Below are 18136 nucleotides of genomic sequence, written 5' to 3' on the forward strand. Positions count from 1 at the left end.
AAATAATCCAAGAAGGATATCAGGGGAAGGGTTCCCTGCTAAAGATCGCTTGATATCTGTCCATTTTTTGCAATCCTGTTCCAACACGTCTCTATCGCCTGGTTTGTGAAAAGAGTGATACAAACAACAGAACAATATGCGCTCAATTTCTACTTGTCGATGATGGCTGAAACCGAGAGCGGGGAAAGGGACATAGATCTCCTACTGACTGAACTGAATGATTTTGAAAGAAAAGTTTCCAATGACGATGATGAGACGATATGGTACAAACTCGTTTATCACCGGAAAAAGGGTGATGCAAATCATGAGGGCAAATTGATAGAGTTCGGCAAACTTGAGAATACTGGTCATGCTGACTTAGCGCCCCTCTCGTCAGAAGGCTACACTCATTATGGAATATTCCGCCTAACTGACCGATCAACGACAACGATCGTCGAATCAGAGGATGGAAATTTGAACAAGGTATTCTCGTTTAGCCGATCAGATGCAAACGTTTCACACGATGTGGAAATTTCTCCGCGCGATCACAAACTCCCATAGTGCCGAGGTGCGTGCGGCTCTCAAATTTTAGGACGGATCGACACCTACTCAACGCGACACAGGGGCATCACAGCGGGACTGTACTCTGATTCCACTTCCTCTGAGCCGCTGTCTTCTCTCTCGATTAGTGCTATATTCCGAGGGACCTCATTGGGTGGTTTCGTGTTCAGGGGGCAAGATCTGTTCTCGGTTGACGCTACGACGAGACGCAACGACTTTGTCTAATCACCTTTCGCACTTATTGTCAAATGGGAAAGTCGTCGCCGTCGTTGTTTTTGCAGCCGGTTGGAGACGAGTGGACAATGCGATTTCTCGTTGATGGCGACCAGAATTGCTGTCTGTTGTCAGAGGAGTCTTCCGAAAGTTCGCTACGAACAGCATGCTTGCGGGTGGGATTTGAATCGAATAGGTCGCGGTGGACGCACCATGAGAATAACGCAGAGACGATGCTGTAGTACGCATGTGCGCTACTGGCCGCGATAGCATCAGTCTGTACTCACTATTTGAGATACTGTGCGTAGTTTCCTAGTACATGTTTGTCAACGTGGTCTACTGTCTGAATTCCACGCTCATGTGACCAATTTAATCATCGAGCAAGAACTGAGCGTGCGGTATCACTGTAGGTGCCACCAACTCTGGCCTTGCTTTTAGAGACAAGAAAGGTCTCAATAGCATCCTCAGGGGATGTTCTAGGACCACTGAGTGAGTAGGGGAGGCTTAGAGTTGTTCATGATTTGGTTTATGTAGGTACCTGCTGATGGCGTAAGGCCACTGTATTTTACCAGCCTGCAGTCAGTCTATGTGGACTGTGGCACCGGTGACTACGGTACGAAGAATGGCAGAGATTTCTGTAATGGATCTCGGTTCAGAGTTCTATATTGAAGGCCGTGTGCTCATATCGATAGTGAGCTAGTACCCAGTCGTACTGTATTCCTCGATCTTTTTATCCATCAAGCATTCCATGCAGAGGTCGTCACCAACACACCCAGAATTCAGGTACGGGCACCGACGAACTGTTTTTGATGATGAAAGGCCCTTCATCTCTAGTTTCCATTCCGCTTCCCAGTGTTCGATATCGCCGTTTCGGTCGGAGTTATAAACAACGGTGCCATCGCGGCTGATAATTTTCTGGCAGACAGATTCTCCTTGCCTCGCCTTCTTTACGAGCGGGATCGCTTCGGCTATGGAGCCAACCTTCGTTCGTTTGCGAGTGGTTTCGTATAGCTCGAGTACTGTCACGCCCCCCTCTTCGTGCAGCGCAGGATCAATCATACACTCACTAATATAAACGATCTTCATGAAGCTGTCGCTGAAGATTAGAAAACGCATTTGAGTGGGGTCGGTCGAGAGATCTTCGAGGTACAGGCCGGATGCGGAGTGTGTTGGTAGTCCTGGAAGCAGTGAAAAGCGTTGGAACGTAGTTTGTGAAGGGTTCGTGGTTAGTTGACAGTGTAGGGGTGGGTCAGTCCACTTGTGTTTAGTGATTTAAGCGTAAGTGGATCTTACCAGCTGCTTATTGTTTGATATTACCCTCGAGAGCACTCCAGGTTCCAGAAATGTTCGTAGAGGGGGACTCAATAAATGTGTCTCATTACACTAAACGCTAAGAACCGGTAGATATTGGACTAAAAAGTCGATCTTGTAAATATTGCTTATGGATATTGTATTCTTGGCCATGAATAAGTGTTTTTGCCGCTGGAAACTACCTAACGCTGATTCTGTAGTTATTAGTTCAAAGAGTGTAACTCGAACACCCTCACTAATTTATTCAATGGATATTAGTCTGTGGCTGCTATGCCCTGTTGCTCAACTTCTATACCTCTCACTTCCTCTATAAGGTTTTCTTGAGTCATTGGCGCTATTTCAACCACGTCACCGGTAGCAGTGTAGTAGATTGATGCCGAAACCTCACGGTCTGGATAGACTTGCCCCATCACGTGATAGTACACGCTGAGCTGCTTTCGATACTCAGATTCCGCATGTCGACCACGATCGGTCTTGTAGTCGATTATCTCGACTCGATCCGGTAACACATGAACTAAATCAGTGATCCCAGAGATGGTGACCTGTTCTCCATCGAGATCCAGGGGAAGATAGGCATTTTCTTCAGCAATCAACTCTCCATCAAGCGAGTCGATTAACGAGACAACGTTTGCCTTGTCGGGCGTTTCCTCGTCATCAGGAATCGTCACATCCTCACCGTTCGCATAGGCTTCTGCGAACTCGTGTACTTCGTCACCGAATTCGGTCCCCATCCCCTCTGTAATGTCCTCGAAGACGTCGTCGCGCATGATCGAGTGTGGTGACTGTCGGTCTGGCCCAGCAGCCGCTGGAACCTCTATCTTCAACGAAACGTCTTCACGCTCGTCCACCACAGCCACAGACACCTCTGGCTCAACATACTCCACCCCCACGGGTAGTTCCTCAAGGAACATGTTTGGATTCTCTCCGGCCGAAAACAGGACGTGACTCTCTGCTCGCGTAATAGCCACATACAGCAACCTGCGTTCTTCGTCGTACTCACGAGGTAAACATTTCTTCAGGACGTCTGTCTGCCAGTCGTCGTAAATATGTGCCAGTCCATCGTGCTCAGCAAACTGCTTGCGTTGGCGTAGCCCGACTGGGTCCTGGTACGAAACCACCGAACTGCTACTCCCGCGAGGCGGGAAGCGCCCATCATTCATGTTCGCAACGATCACAATCGGATATTCGAGGCCTTTCGCGGCGTGAATCGTCTGTACCGTCACCGAATCCATATCGGCGTTCACGTTCACCTCGTGAATGGTTCCGTTCTCGATTCCACGTTCGATGAATCGAATGAGGTCGCCACGGGTGAGCATGGTCTCGTTGTGGACGGACTGAATCGTCTGTAGGACGGTGTCTGCAATCTCACCCGTATACCCATATTTCGAGAAGACACGTCGAGAAACAGCGCCAACCGTCCCAAGTGAGTCAAGCGACTGCTTGAACGATACCATCGCAGACGGATACTCCTCTGTCTCCAGGATGTGAGCAATTTCATCGAGTGAATACCCAGCCTGCTCTAAGACGACAGCCCAACCTCGCTCAGTATCCCCCTCCAGGATTCGCAGCCATGCGAGCAGTAGTTTCGCTTGATTAGTCTGGAAGAGTTCGATCCCACCCTCATACGCTATTGGGAGTCGATACTCATCGGCGACACGCTGGAGTTCCCGACCAAAGTCACGCGTTCGCGTGAGCACCGCGATATCCTCATAGCTCGGTGGACGAAGCGACCCCTCTTCCTCGACAGCATACTCGTCGTTGCCGACGATTTCTTGAATCTGCCCCAGTATCGCTTCGTGTTCGTCTTCGGCGTGGATCGCTTCGATCCGTGACTGTTCATACGTCGAGTTCGACGACAGCGAGACAATCCGATCACGCACCGAGGCCGTATTGACCTCATCACTACTTGCAGCCGGAACTAAGAGCCCGCTCTCGGAAAAGTCGAGAATCTCCTGGGTCGAACGATAGTTCTCTACCAGCTCAATCGTCTCAATTGGCGTAGGTTCGAACTCAACCCGGCCGTAGTCCTCATTGAGTTCGTCGATGAACACAGACAATCGCGTCTCGAACTCAGTAATGTTCTCAACGGCAGCGTACTGGAAGCTGTAGATGCTTTGTTTCCAGTCACCGACGACACAGAGGTTCTTCGTCCCAGAAAGCAGGAGGGCGAGTTTGAATTGAATCTCACTGGAGTCCTGGAACTCGTCGATCATCATGTACTCAAACGTAATCTCATCTCGGAGTCGATGATTCTCACATAGCAGTACAAACGCGAAGAGCTGTAGGAACCCGAAGTTCAGGTAGTTTCGCCGCAGTGCGAATTCGAGATACTCGTAGTAGAGGTCGTGGACGAACGACTTGAGCGAAGACCGATCGACGTCAAAGACACGTGCTGCAACGTCCTCTGGAATCTGCTTTGTCCGATCTCCCCTTATTTCACCCTTCTCTGGCGCGTCCGGGAGATAACATTTGTTCTTCCCGTATCGTCCAAGCTTCTTGCGCAGCTTCGACTGCTTTCGCCCGCCATTGCGAGGCTCGTTATATGAGTCAAAGATCGACTTGAATGCATCAAAATCACCGTTGAGTGCTCGCTCACCATTTCGATACCAGCCATCCGCGGTCGGGAAGACCCCTTTCGCAGTAAGCTGGCGAATCAACCCCAGTAACTCAGACGGATCCGACACCACCCGGAAGTAATCGCTGTACTCCGAGTGTTCGTCTACGAACTGGTCATAGAACTCAGTGAACAGTGCCTCTTCGACGAGTTCGTCACTAATGAGCCGAGTCGAGTCCGTGATTCGGTCATCGATTCCGAGGTAGGTTGGTGCGTCGACGCCGTGTTCTTCGAGGATGTCGTGACAGAGACTATGGAACGTCTGGATGGGAGCGTCTCGAAGCGTTCGCATTCCATACTCACAATGGCTGACGATCCGATCGCGCATCTCACCCGCTGCATTGTTCGTAAACGTAAGCAACAGCACATCGTCTGGCTCAACCCCATCCTGGTCGACGATGTTCGCGTAGCGTCGCGTGACAGTGAACGTCTTTCCAGTACCAGCGCCGGCGTCGACGAGATAGAGCCCGTCAGTCTGGTCGATGAGCGCTCGCTGTTGCTCGTTCGGACTCGTCATTGTTCAGCCTCCGTCAGATGGTCGTTCATTTCAAGCAGCAAATCACGGTGGTCGACGTAGCGATAGTTTGGCTCACTAGCATGCCCCTCAACTGGGAAGCGCTCGCCCTCTGTCCGACAGTCGTTGAGGTCAGCCAGGCACTCCTCGACGAAGATCTCGAAGGCATCCAAATCTTCCTTGAAAAAGTTCTTCTTTCGCACGCCATTCAACGCTCGAATTGCTTGGTCACAGCCCTTCTCGGCATCGACGTCACTCGTCGCATCCGAGACCAGCGACTCGAACTGTGTGGCGAACTCCGACTCCCGTAGCTCTGATTTCACACGCGTCTCTGGGAACGTGAGCTCACCCATAATCTCACAGTACGCATCCAGCCCAAGGTTGCCGAATGTTTGACTGCAGTCTTTGTAGCCGTCCAAGAGCACGTCGTAGGCGGCTTCGGTCCCGACATAGTCGTCGAAGGTCTGTGGATAGTACGTGACCGTCGTCAACGTATCTGCGAGGTTCCCGTTGCCCGCAACGACGTCATCTAGGTTCTCAAGGAAATGGAAGAACGTGAACTCAAGCTCTTCACCTGGTTGTTCCGATCGCAGGTGCATCAAGTACAGCAGCGCCTGAAAGTTTGCTTTGTCAGTCGGTGGATCGCTGGCCGAGTGCTTCACGATACTGTATGCCGACTTCTTCGACCCACTCTTGTAGTCCAATAGTTGCGTTGGCTCGTGATGCAGATCGATTTTACCCTTCACGCCGAGTTCATCGTTTTCGAACCATCGCTCAGTCAACGGTGAGGAGAGCTCCACACCGAACTGTTCTGCGACGGCGTTTGATTTCCAGCCGCCGTCTGCAGTCACGAGATGGTCGTGTGTTGGCTGATTTGCATCCAAGTACTCGATGATCGTCTCCAATCCAATCTTGTACTTCGTTCGGCGCACCGCGTCGTTGACGTCGTGATAGAACGCTTCTGTCTCCGAGAGCATCCATTCAACCACATCATCTAACCGACCATCCACGAACGATGGGTCGTTGACATAGCATTCAGCAAAGTCGTGGAACAGATTTCCTTCTTTGAAGTAGTCTTTGTCGGGGTTGTCGACGAGTCGGCTAAAGAAGTAGTCGCGCGGTGAGTTCGTATACGAGTTGAGACTCGACTGCGAAATCGACCCCACAGTCTCTACGTCCACATCCACAGGTTCTCGCGTAAACCCAACCTCATTTCTCTTAACACGCGAATGGTACTGTGATGATGGGAGGTCGCTGAACTGCTCGAATGACTCCTCGAGGAGTTCGTCGAAGTACAAACACGGCGTAACAGGGGTTGCACCTGCTGTGTCTTGGACGAGGTAGTGTTGGTCGACGCCGCTTTGGATGAGTTGCTGGAACTGCCGAATGTTGCGCTCAAATTCTTCGTCACGGTCGACCCATGGACGACGCGGCGACGAGTGCGTCCAGCCTTCGTCAAGCCCGAGATAGAATACGAGTGGTCGACCCACGAACGCCGCAGATTTTGCATCTGCAAGCAACACACCCTCATTCTCACGCTCAATCGGAACTTCATACGTCTGCAGATAGAAGTCGAGTTTGTCTAACGACTCAGAGGAGACTGGCATGTCGTCAATACCCAACGTCTCCAGTTCCTCGTGGAACGTCTCCAACTCGCACTCAGCAAGTCTCTCAAAGGCACTCAGAGCCTCACTGATCGTTGCGTCCTCGGTCTGCGTGCAGAAGGACTCGTATGGTTCAAGTTCGTCTAAAGCAAGCGTGGAGACCCGTTTGCCGTTGTGCTCAATATCAATCGAGATACCGAGTCGCTCCAATGCAGGTCGTACTTCGGATACTCGGGTATTCGATCCGGTGAAGGTCGCACGAAGCAGCTGTAAGAATGCCCGGTGGTCTGCTTCGTCGGTGAATCCGGCCCCACCATAGAACGGAATGTCTTCCGCCTCAAACGCAGATTCAACGAGCGGCGAATACTCGCTTTGTGCGTCGAGAACGATTGCAATCTCTTCGGCGTTTTCTTCATCAATCGTCTCGAGCAGCGTCTCAACGATGGCTGTTGGTGAGTCGAAGATACGGAAGGGTGGATGCTCAAACGGCTTACCATCGAGTACATCGTAGGTGTCGTACTCAGTTGGGAGGATTGAGCGTTCGAGTGTTGTCAGTTGTGCAGGCTCAACAACGGCGACGTCCACCTCTTCGTCAATCTTGTCTTCAGAAAGGCTTCGAGATGTCGTCTCAAGCGATTCGAAGGTTTCGACAATCGTGCGTGTAGCTTCGGTGTCGAACGCTTCGTACTCTAATATCGCATCCAAGCGTCCGGTGTGTTCCCAGCACTGGAGGATGTTCCCGACGATATAGGCGGTCTCTTTCCAATTGAGGTCGGTGGAGTTGACGACGTCAAGAAACGCGAGACGATCCTCAGCCTGTTCGCGTCGACCAAAAGCGAGTCGACGTGGTGTGGTTGCTAAGTCACCAAAATGGGGTCTGTCAAGTCGTCCGTTGAGTGCACTTGCAAGCGGTGCGTCAGGGACGATGACCAAGTCATGGTCTTTGACTGCAGCGTAGAGGTGGTCGATAGACTTTGCACGTGAGAGTGGCACTAACCGAATAGTCCAGAGAAATCACATAAAACTGTCGTGTATTCTGGTACGGATTCTGAGGGCGTCGTCGGCTGCTCTTGCTATTCGGATTCAAGGTCTATCGGTTAGTCTTGGTGCGCGGCGACTGTTCGCCCCGTTTCCTCAGCCTGCTCACTACGCGACATACTACATGCCGCGAGTGCTTCGTCAACTGCCCGATTAAGACTCATTGGCTAATCTAATCTTGACCCTTCTAGTCTGGAAGCGTTCGTGTCATCCCAGAAAAACTCGGCTAAGTCTGTTCGTTCGAATGCCTCGACATTAGTTACTGACCGTATAGAATTCCGAGAGAATTTCCTCGGGTACTGGATTCACATACTCGAACGATTCGTCAACACAGAGGTCTTCGAAGTCTCGGTCTGTCGTAACGAGTTGGTCAGCATCTGCTTCTCTTGCAAGGGCTAGATAGAAGCAGTCGTAGACATCGTGATTCTTCTCTGCGCTGATTTCGTATGCGGTGAGGATAGTATCGGGCATCACTGTCACAGATTCCATCGGATACTGCAGTAACGATGTCACCGCATTTCGCGCATCGATCGTCTCAAACCCGATATCCTCGAGCACCCACTGAACACGGAGTGGGAGATATCCGAACATCAAGAGTGTCTCTTCTCCCGTTAGCGCGGGGACGAGATGTTCTGCGATGTAGGGATGGCCAGGATGGTCGTCAATCAACTGAATTGCGAGTGCGTTGAGATCGGGGAGAATCCGCATTTCAGCTACCTACCTCCGAACGTCGACTCGCCTGCGTCACGAAAGGCTTTGTCGCCCCATTCGTCACGAGATTTCCCAGAGGTGAGGGTGTGTAGTTCAGGAAGTTGTCGAACCAACCGGATATCGCTCCCTTCGCGAACAACTTTGAAAGTGGTACCACCTTCAAGCTGAAGTTCGTCTCGGAGCGTTTTTGGGATCGTCAGTCGGCCCCGATGGTTCAGTTCAGCTGTTCCATACTCCTTCTCACCGTCTTCATTAGTCGTGCTCATGCAATCACCACTATTCTATCAGAAGAACTCAGTCACCATAGATTTTTCTGATCCAATTTATCAGATTTGGTCTCTATTCTTCAGGAATCCGAGTTCTTTCACGACACGGTGAACAAATCTTATCATCGATGTTTCTAATATCGTGAACAGTATTCCTCATCTGGCTTGCTCTGAAGGACTACTCGCGCTCATACTGTTCTGCCGCCAATCGACGTCGGTCCAGCACTTCTCCACAGCGCTCACAGGAACGAATGTACCACCCCCGATAAGGTGTGTATCTCGGTCAGGGGTCGGATGGTCGCACGATGCTGGAACTCATACTGAAGGCCGTCGACCAAGCGTGTATAGACGTCGAATCCAAGTACGAACGATACGGTTGTCGAACTTCGAAAGTTGACTCACTGAATTGCCCTCCACCCATTTGAGGCCGATAAATTCTCCGTCGCAAACTCGACCTTGCCCAACCGTTTGGAGGAGAATTCATTCGAGATCCAGTGTGTGAGGGTAATCTATTGCCAGCATATAGACTTACTCGTCGTCGCCAACGTAGTGTGTGTCTTGGGATGGATGGGTGGGTGGTTGTTTTCTGCGAAGACGACGGAGTTGGCTTGTGGTTCGTCTGAGGAGGTAGGAGGCACCAGATGTTGGTGGGGCAAGCCGGATTTGTGCTTCTTTGGCTTCGGTGAGCATCCAGCCGTCGACACCGTTGAGTTCCATGAATCGAAGAATGTCTTTGACGCCAGGGGTTGCGACGAGTAGTCGTTTGTCTCCGTGTTCTTCGATGAGATGTGCTGTCTGTACTGCATCCTCTTCTGCAACGACGGAAGCAGGTGCAAGCTTGTCAGTGGGCACGAATTCGCCATCAGCATTTTCAACGGGTAGTGGATCGGCATAGAAGACGCCGTCGAGATTGCACCAATATAGGTCGTGTTTGCGTGCGGTCATCCGGAGCTCAGAGAGTGATCCGGAGTAGCGGACCGAGATACTGTCAGACCATACAGCACACTCGATGACGCTTGATAGCTGCTGGAGGTCGCGTGCTGCGGCCTCAAACCGATTGTTCGGCATATCGATATCGGTGAAATGGACGTACTGGTATAATTCTCGCTCGATTTTGAGACCCCCAGACTTGGTCCTGAGATGAAATAGACTTTTCCAGAGACTTGAGAACAATAAAATACAACACATAGTCAAATAATCTGACTGTAGTGTATCTTTACACGCCTGATGAAATCGATCGAGAACGGGCGCACCACCAGGCCGTAATCCAAGGTGCTAACAGCTTAGACGTCAAACGAATTGGGAATCTCGGCGAACTCGCATTCGAGCAATTTTGCCGTGAATACCTCCCGGTAGAGATGTGGGAGTGGGAAAACGAGGAAGCGATGCGCCGCTGTAATCCCGAGAGTTTCTCTGGCCACGACTTCGAGGTGTTCGGCTACAAGGTTGACGTCAAAACCTCCCGTGACGTCTCTGCATTCCGACCTGCGAACATCCTCGAAAACGATCCCGATGACGACATTATCGTCATGGTGTGGCATCGAGATAACGAGGATGCGCTCATTCTTCTCGGTTGGGAGCGAACTGAGACGCTCAAATCGAAGGTCAAGACACAAGAGGTGTACTCCGGTGAGGAACCAGAGAAGCTCGCACACCTCGCTGCACGACCGATGAACGAACTGCACGATCTCGGGCCGAACACAGCGCATCTGAATCAGAAGCCACAGAATCCGTTCTCCCCTGGAGACCGTGTAGTGAAAGCTGGTGACGACGATGCATCGGTCGCGGTCGTCATCGAGGTCCTTCCCCCTGAGAAAAACGTCAACGTCTACGGGCAGACGATGGATGGGGAGGCAGTCAGCGTCGCGTTCCCAGACATGTTAGACGACGGTCCTGCGAATTGGCGTGAAATCCATCCTGCAAAGCTCGCTTCGTACTGTGATGACCAAGATATCAGACTCTATACGTACAAGCATACCAATCTGGAGTCGGCAGCGAACCCATTCACGCCCGGAGATTACGTTATCAAGCCGGATTACCACGACCCAGATTTAGCCGTTGTACTTGAGGTTTCAGAAGAGGATGGTGATGACGAAAATATCTGTATCGCATTCGTCGACCATCTCAAAGAACATCTCGGAAAGGACCCATACCTTTTGCCATCAGAACTCACAGACTATTGTGACGAAAAGGAGATCAAGTCATACACGTACGAACACGTGGACTTGAGTTTCGAGCACCAGTACTGAGTCGACAAATCGCTAATATCAAAAAAATTAAGAAACCAAGATTCCGGAAATCACGATTTCTATTTCCAGAGCCTGCCCTCTCATTCAGCTAGCTGCTCCCATCATCGCGTAGAATAATCTATGGTTGTTTTGAACTATTGTAGTCTAGGCTACGTAACCGCGAGCGTCACGTACAGGTTCGTAGAACTGGAGAATATGCCGACGTTCGTGAACCACCTCGAAGTCAAGTGGTTCGAAGCTCGGGGCGTCTCGCCATCACGAAAATCGGTGACCTCTCTATCAGAGTGTTTGAAGCGGCTGTAGATAGATTAGCTGCTTATCCTGAGGCGTGAGCCACAAATCGGACGCGCTACTCGGTAGGACGTGGCGCATTCTCGTACTTGATCATCTTCTCTGGCTTGTCAGAAATAGTCTCGTAGATTCGCTGGAGCGTGTCCTCTGCTGCGACCAGGTTGTGTTCATCGAGGAACTCCCGACCCTCCTCAGTAAGACCGTAAAACTTCCAGGGGTAGCCCTGCCGACGCTCACCGTCGTCCAGGGCAACTTCCTTGACGATGCCAGCGTCGATCAGCTTCTGGATATGCTTGTAGACAGTAGCGTCGCTGACGCTGGGATTCAGCTCCTCTAATTCGTACATCGAGGGAAGCTGTTCGGGGTGCTGGAGGATGTTATTGATGAGCGCAAATCGCGTCTGTTGGGTGACAAAATGGACGAGTCCTCGGGTTTCTGTTCCCGTAGCACTCTCAAGATCGGTGCTCATAGGTCACAGTAGACGGTCTGACGACGAGTAGTTTACCCTTGAGTAAATCACCCCAAGGTAAACTAAGTATGTTTGAGTCGGTGATTTACTTTGGGAATCAAATCTCTAGACGACGCGACTGAATGCGTATGACTGACGAGAAGTCGCCTATCCCCAAGGAGATCCTCACGAGCACAAAGGAGCAACTCGACGAGATCGAAATGTTCCGATTAAACTCGTACCGACGATATCATAGCCCCACTCCCTGTAGTTCTGCGTATCGCCCTCGAAGTGTTACAGGGGATGTCCCAGCTGTCTCTGCAATCTCTGCTTGCGTAATCGCCTCACCAAATTCGTCGACAGCCATGTAGATACACGCTGCTGCGATGCCTGAGGGCGCTCGCCCGTTCGCAAGTCCCTCACTCCAAGCAATATCTGCGAGTTCGAGTGCCCGTCGTTCGGCCAGTCGGGAGATATTACAAGAAGACGCAATCCGCGGTACGAGTTGCTTCGGTCGCTGTACCGCTGTCGCTAACCCCAACTCGGCGTTGAGCACTTTGTAGTCGTTTTTCACGCGCCCGCGTCGACACGCAGCTGCCCGTGCAACTTCGTCGAGCGTCCGAGTTACCTTCGTACATCGACACGCTGCGTACAGACTTGCTGCTGTCATCGACTCGATTGATCGTCCGACCAGAAGGTTCTCTTTTTGAGCCGTTCTGAATACTTGCGAGGCGAACTCGGTCACGCTTTTGTCAACTCCGAGCGCACTGGCCATTCGCTTGATCTCACCGAAACCATGTGCGAGGTTCCGTTTTTGTTTTGAGTCAAATCGAGCTCGACTCTGCTGCTTGCGAAGCCGTCCGAACTCTCGTCGCTTCTTCCCAGAGAGCGTCTTGCCGTATCCGTCCGTTTTGTAGCCGATTTCGGTCGACAGTCCACGGTCGTGACGGCTCACAGTGAGTGGCGCACCAGTCCGTTTTCGACTCCGTTCTTCCGATGAAAACACCCGCGGCTTCGATGCATTGGCGATCCAGTACTCATTGACGATCAACCCGCACTCGCTACACTGGTGTTCACCACCTTCAGTTCGGAGCCTGCCGTCGCACTCAGGGCAGTGTTCGGCTTGGATGGTCTGTCCGTTCGATTCGTCAAACGTTGTCGTGTAGACGTTTCTCGTCGTCATCTTTGATCTCGGGACGACCACTTTCTGACCGCCCCGCACCCCTCGGGGGCGGCAATAAAATTCTCTGAGCTACCGTCTCACAGTCATCCCAGGTCGGATGAACCGCGATTCGGCAAGACAGTCGATCTCGTAGACACTGCCAACTAGTGAAATCATCCACAGGAGGTTTTGAACAGTATCTTCAAATATTCATATGGCGTCTAAGACTTAGAGGGCGGTGGCTGGGCGAACGATTCAGTGCCGCAATCATCAACTCATGCCGACGTTTACAGACGAAAAGCGGGCACAAGTTCGTGAGTCACTCCGAGAGGCCGGCCGTGAATTGTTTGTTCGCTACGGGGTACGGAAGACGACGATTTCGGAACTCACTGAGTCAGCAGGGATTGGCACTGGGACGTTCTACCGATTCTACGACTCGAAGGAGGACCTCTACGTCGACATTCTTGAGCAGTATAATGAGGCGCTGATTCCTCGACTCCTGCGTGAGTCTGTCGAAACGTACGACGACCCAGAACAAGCTATCGCGGCGCTCCTCAATGTAACGCTTGACGAGTTCGAGTCGAACCCACTGCTCCAGCGGATTCTCGCTGAAAACGAAGTCGACCATCTCCGTAACAGCGTTTCAGATGAAAAACTCCAGGAGGAACGCACTCACTCGATGGGGTTCTTCCTTCCGTACATCACAGACTGGTACGACAAAGGGAAGGTTGTTGGACCGGATCCTGAGACCGTTGCGGAGACAATTCGCGCGGTCAGTCGCATCGCCCTCCAGAAGGAGCAAATTGGTGAGAAACGGTATCCAAAGGTTCGAGACACGCTCGTTGCCGCCGTCGCGTCGGGACTGACCCGAGGGGGCGATTCCTCGGAGGATTCTGATGAGTAACATTGGAGACGCAGACTCCCGCGGAGTCGGCGGTCCGTACGTCGTCTCGTTACGCGACCCGACAGCGACAAACCGCGCGCTCGTCGGTGGGAAAGGGGCGAACCTCGCTCGACTCGTTGAGGCAGGACTTCCAGTACCCGACGGATTTTGCGTGACAACTGTCGCGTATTGGGAACTCGTCGACGACGAGTTAGTCAACGAGCTGCGCGACGACCTCTTGGACCTTGATCCAGCGGACACCGAAAGAATCACCGACGTAGGGTCGTCGCTTCGCGCTCGCATCAACGCTCTCGACGTACCGACACCGATTCAGGAGGCTATCGAGGACGCACTTGCCGACATAGAATCCGAAAGCGAGACCGAGACAGCGTATGCTGTACGTTCCTCGGCGACAGCTGAAGACCTTCCAGACGCCTCCTTCGCCGGTCAGCAGGAGACGTTTCTCAACGTCCAAGGTATTGATGAAATCGTCGACAGCGTTCGGGCCTGCATGGCGAGTCTGTTCACTAATCGTGCCATTTCATACCGCACGAAGAACGGAATTTCGCACGAGAACGTTGCACTCTCAGTCGTCGTCCAGCAGATGGTCACCCCGAGTATATCTGGAATCTTGTTTACTGCCGACCCTACCAGCGGCAATCGTCGTATCGCCGCTATCGAGGCCGTCCTAGGGCTTGGGGAGGCACTCGTCTCGGGTGAGACTGCGGCTGACGCCGTTCGGGTCGATACCCCAACCGGAGACATTATCGATTACCAGATAGGTGACCAGCGAATGGCGGTTCGACCGCGTTCCGAAGGGGGCGTCGAGACAGTCGAGCTTTCGGCTGCCGAGCGCTCGAATCGCGTTCTCACAGACGAGCAAGTGCGGACGCTAGTCGAACTAGGGACGAAAATTCAAACGTTGTTCGGGTACCCTCAGGATATAGAGTGGTGTCTCGAAGACGGCAAAATCCAAGTCGTTCAGTCGCGGCCGATAACCTCGCTATTCCCGCTACCCACCCCAGAGCCGACGGACGACAGACTTCACGTCTATTACAGCCTGGGGCACGCGCAGGCGTTCGCTGAGGCATTACCCCCGCTGGTACGAGATGTCTGGATGTCCTACACCGAGACCACGTTCGAGGCGTTCGGGTTTGATGGTCGCGGCCCATGGGGGGTCGAGGCGGGCGGACGGGTGTATATGGATGCGACGAACCTCTTGCGGATTAGAGTCCTCCGGAATCTAGTCCCGAAGCAACTTGCGGCCACGAGCGAACCGATGGGGGCCGCCATGGAGGCTATCCTCGAGCGACGTAGCGAGGAGTTCCATCCCGACCGGTCACTTATAGAGACGCTGGCGGCGACACCCACGCTCGTCCGTAGAACTTGGCGGGGACTGACGGCCAGCCAACCACTCCTATCGGCGATGACGAACGGATTGCTCGGCGCGTTTGTCGAAACACCAGCCTCACCCGAACACGAGGAAGAGAAGTGGACAGTGTGGGGTCAAGAGATCGCATCGCAGGTCCGTGAACAAGAGACACCAGCCGAGCGGGTCCGCACAGTCTTTGATTTACTGGACGTCGCTATCGACTTTCCTCCTACTGGCCCGCTGCTTGGGGCATTCGTAGCCGGCGAGGTTTTGGAAGGAATGTTCCCGGACGCCCCCGAGGACGTCAATGCCGTCGGTCGGGGATTCCCAAAAGAAGTGGTGACTCGGATCAATCTCGGACTCGGGGACCTTGCGGACATAGCTCGCGACAATCCTTCGGTCGCGGCCGCACTCCGTGAGGGAGCCTCGATTGACGCAATCGAGTCGCTCGAAGGCGGTGAAGAATTTCGCGCCGAACTCGACAGATTCCTCGACGAGTTCGGACACCGCGCAACTGGCGAGATTGACGTGAGCCGTCCTCGGTGGCGTGAAGATCCCTCGGTGTTGCTCGCAACGATTCGTGCAAACCTCAACCACGCCGAGACAGGCGAACACCACAAGCACGTCAGACAGATGGAGCAGGAGGCACTCGCAGCAGCTGAACGGTTAGAGCAACGGGCTGGACGCGGCCTCCTCGGCCCGCTACGTCGACGAGTCACTCGGCGACTAATTCGGACCTACCGGGGCTACATTCAGACCCGTGAGTACCCTAAGCAGGGAGCCGCACACATGTTCGCAGCATGGCGTGAGGCGTTTCGCGATGCAGGTGATATGCTTGTCACAGAAGGACACCTCGACGACCCGACAGATGTCTGGTTCCTACGCATCAACGAACTGCTCACCGCACTGGAAGGTGAATCAATTAGCGTTGACATCGCCGCTCGGCGAGTCGAGTTCAAGCATCACAAGTCGATAGACGCCCCGCCTGTGTTGACGAGCGAAGGCGAAGCACCCAGGGGAGAAATTGACCGTGGAGACGTCCCTGAAGGTTCACTCGTCGGTACTGGCGTCTCCGGTGGTGTCGTTGAGGGCATCGCACGGGTCATCCGTGATCCTACAGAGGAGACCATCGAGAAAGGCGAAATTCTTGTCGCACCGTCGTCTGACCCCGGTTGGACGCCGCTGTTTCTGAACGCTGCGGGCATGGTCGTTGAGGTCGGCGGTCGAATGAGCCACGGCGCACTCGTCGCTCGCGAATACGGAATCCCGGCCGTTGTCTCGGTACCTGAGGCGACACACGAGATAAAAACTGGCCAACGAGTTCGGATTGATGGTACACGTGGCCTCGTCCAGATCATAGACGGCTGACACTCGGTTCAACGTCCGAATCTGGAGGAACTACGCTGAAATTAGCAGAACCCATCTCGCGTAGACTCTATTACTCAGACCCTTAGACAAAGTTAGTGGAGGTGTTTTTATACTATGTATACGGAGGTGGCATTCAGAAACCACTCCGTGAAAAACGGTGCCCAATAGTATACTTAGCACCTCCCCTGTAGCCACTCCGTAGTATACCTCTGAAAGGTGGTCACCTATCGACTGTCTACTTCACTATCTCACAGTCGTCCCTGGCCGGACGAACCGCCCATCCGGCCTAGGCGTCTTTCCGGCTCGAATCTCCATATCGACCCGACGAATGTGCTTACACCCATTCTTGGGTTCCCGTTTCTCGTAGTCAGGGCAGCTACAACTCCGTGTAGCGATGTCGACAACGTACGTATTGCCGCTCCCGCTTTCGACAACATACTGCGGTCCACACACTCCGAAGCGAACGTTGATGTCTTCGGTTATTGCCCGACGAGTTCGCGGGTCGTCAATCGAGTACCCGCCGTCGGTTACGGCGTCAGTTGATGACTCGACAGTGCATCGCTCAATGAAGTCCTCAACGTCGTTGCGCTCTTGTCCGCACTTCTCACAACGCCAGTAGCTCGTACGGTACTCTCGTACCTTCGGGTCTGGGAGTTCTACGTAGCTGTCTGTTGGTTCTCGGCCAGGAATCCATTCGACGACTCGAAGGAGTTGGTGTTGCTTCCAGTTTCGAGAACGGCTGAGTTGGTTACTGGTCGGTTCTACCCCTACGTGCTGTTTCTGACTCGACATGGCAAACACGGAGACGACTACGTGAATTTCGCGCCTCCGGCCCTCCGGGGGCGCGAAAAACTGGCTCAAGACGAGTCTCGAGGAACTGCTACAGCGGCACAAAAATGACCCAGTCGGAACGGCGGAGCAACGAGGAAAACGGAAAAAAGAACGAGGAGAGACGAAGAGAGCTACCCGAGGATGTAGTCGAGCTTCGGGTATTTCTCGATGAGTGCGACGCCGTCGATCTTGTACTGTTCGACGAGCGCGTCGAGTCCGAGGATGCGGCCAGCGCCGAACGCCGCGACCGCGAGGAACACCAACGCGTACATGAAGTCGCTGTTGATGAACCCGTGGGCGAGGTCCCAGTTCCCGAAGTAGAACAGAACCATCATCATCGCGCCGAAGAACGCCGCCAGGCGGGTTAGCAGGCCGACCATGATGCCGAGACCGATGGCGACTTCACCCCACGGAACGGCGACGTCGACGAAGCTGACGAACCACGGCGTCTGGCTCATCCACAGGAACATCCCTGCTAGAGGATTGCCGTTCGTCGCCGCGACGTTCGCGAGGTAGCCTTGGGAGGCGAATCCACCGAGGACTTTCGTTGCCCCCGAGTAGAAGAACGCGAAGCCGATGACGAGACGCAGCGCGAGGACGAACCACGCACTAAGGCTGTGGGCCTGTCCGCGAATGGTGTAGCCGCCGATAGAGCTCTCGAAGGAATTTACAGTAGTTGTTGGAATGGTGTTTGCAGACATTGGGAGAAAACCTCCTACCT

At 53.1% G+C, this 18136-nt stretch carries 13 protein-coding genes; 4 read left to right on the top strand and 9 right to left on the bottom strand.

All coding sequences use genetic code 11. The features are described 5' to 3' along the window. Positions 1–162: 162 nt before the first annotated feature. Positions 163–540, top strand: coding sequence for a hypothetical protein (locus tag DV709_RS17630; RefSeq protein WP_157972654.1), 378 nt, complete (start codon positions 163–165; stop codon positions 538–540). A gap of 909 nt (positions 541–1449) precedes the next feature. Here the strand turns inward: DV709_RS17630 and DV709_RS05725 are convergent. From DV709_RS05725 to DV709_RS17635, 5 genes are all read right to left on the bottom strand, one after another. Next, positions 1450–1812: a hypothetical protein gene (locus DV709_RS05725; RefSeq protein WP_157972655.1), complete on the bottom strand. Its 363-nt coding sequence runs from the start codon at positions 1810–1812 to the stop codon at positions 1450–1452. 506 nt (positions 1813–2318) lie between these two features. Next, the gene (locus DV709_RS05730; RefSeq protein ID WP_117592515.1) at positions 2319–5195 is read right to left on the bottom strand and encodes a UvrD-helicase domain-containing protein; all 2877 of its coding nucleotides are present in this window, start codon (positions 5193–5195) and stop codon (positions 2319–2321) included. Then, positions 5192–7789 (bottom strand): PD-(D/E)XK nuclease family protein, encoded by a 2598-nt coding sequence (locus tag DV709_RS05735; RefSeq protein ID WP_117592518.1) that lies wholly within the window; start codon positions 7787–7789, stop codon positions 5192–5194. Before DV709_RS05735 ends, DV709_RS05730 begins: the two co-directional genes overlap by 4 nt. A 300-nt stretch (positions 7790–8089) precedes the next feature. Further along, a complete protein-coding gene (locus tag DV709_RS05740; protein WP_117592519.1) occupies positions 8090–8542 on the bottom strand; it encodes a type II toxin-antitoxin system VapC family toxin in 453 nt (150 codons plus the stop codon). Between the two features lie 797 nt (positions 8543–9339). Then, positions 9340–9879: a hypothetical protein gene (locus DV709_RS17635; protein ID WP_157972656.1), complete on the bottom strand. Its 540-nt coding sequence runs from the start codon at positions 9877–9879 to the stop codon at positions 9340–9342. A gap of 140 nt (positions 9880–10019) precedes the next feature. On the opposite strand from DV709_RS17635, the gene DV709_RS05750 reads away from it, so the two are divergent. Continuing rightward, positions 10020–11060 carry a hypothetical protein gene (locus DV709_RS05750; RefSeq protein ID WP_117592522.1) on the top strand — a complete coding sequence of 347 codons (1041 nt, stop codon included), beginning with the start codon at positions 10020–10022 and terminating at the stop codon, positions 11058–11060. A gap of 349 nt (positions 11061–11409) precedes the next feature. On the opposite strand, the gene DV709_RS05755 is transcribed toward DV709_RS05750, so the two are convergent. Next, positions 11410–11820, bottom strand: a complete 411-nt coding sequence (locus tag DV709_RS05755) for a MarR family transcriptional regulator (RefSeq protein ID WP_117592524.1) — start codon at positions 11818–11820, stop codon at positions 11410–11412. Between the two features lie 229 nt (positions 11821–12049). Next, positions 12050–12982 carry a transcription initiation factor IIB gene (locus DV709_RS05760; protein WP_117594140.1) on the bottom strand — a complete coding sequence of 311 codons (933 nt, stop codon included), beginning with the start codon at positions 12980–12982 and terminating at the stop codon, positions 12050–12052. Positions 12983–13199: 217 nt separating this feature from the next. Here DV709_RS05760 and DV709_RS05765 point away from each other — a divergent pair, with 217 nt between their 5' ends. Together DV709_RS05765 and DV709_RS05770 are read left to right on the top strand one after the other, a co-directional pair. Further along, positions 13200–13865: a TetR/AcrR family transcriptional regulator gene (locus DV709_RS05765; protein WP_117592526.1), complete on the top strand. Its 666-nt coding sequence runs from the start codon at positions 13200–13202 to the stop codon at positions 13863–13865. Then, complete coding sequence (locus DV709_RS05770; RefSeq protein WP_117592528.1) at positions 13858–16584, top strand: PEP/pyruvate-binding domain-containing protein; 2727 nt, start codon at positions 13858–13860, stop codon at positions 16582–16584. Before DV709_RS05765 ends, DV709_RS05770 begins: the two co-directional genes overlap by 8 nt. 243 nt (positions 16585–16827) lie before the next feature. Here DV709_RS05770 and DV709_RS05775 read toward each other — a convergent pair whose 3' ends face one another. Next, positions 16828–17376 (bottom strand): SWIM zinc finger family protein, encoded by a 549-nt coding sequence (locus DV709_RS05775; protein ID WP_117594142.1) that lies wholly within the window; start codon positions 17374–17376, stop codon positions 16828–16830. Between the two features lie 170 nt (positions 17377–17546). Beyond that, on the bottom strand, positions 17547–18116 hold the full coding sequence (locus tag DV709_RS05780) for a DoxX family protein (protein WP_117592530.1): 570 nt from the start codon (positions 18114–18116) through the stop codon (positions 17547–17549). Positions 18117–18136: the final 20 nt, after the last annotated feature.

Origin of the sequence: Haloprofundus halophilus, from assembly GCF_003439925.1 — an archaeon.
Lineage (GTDB): Archaea > Halobacteriota > Halobacteria > Halobacteriales > Haloferacaceae > Haloprofundus > Haloprofundus halophilus.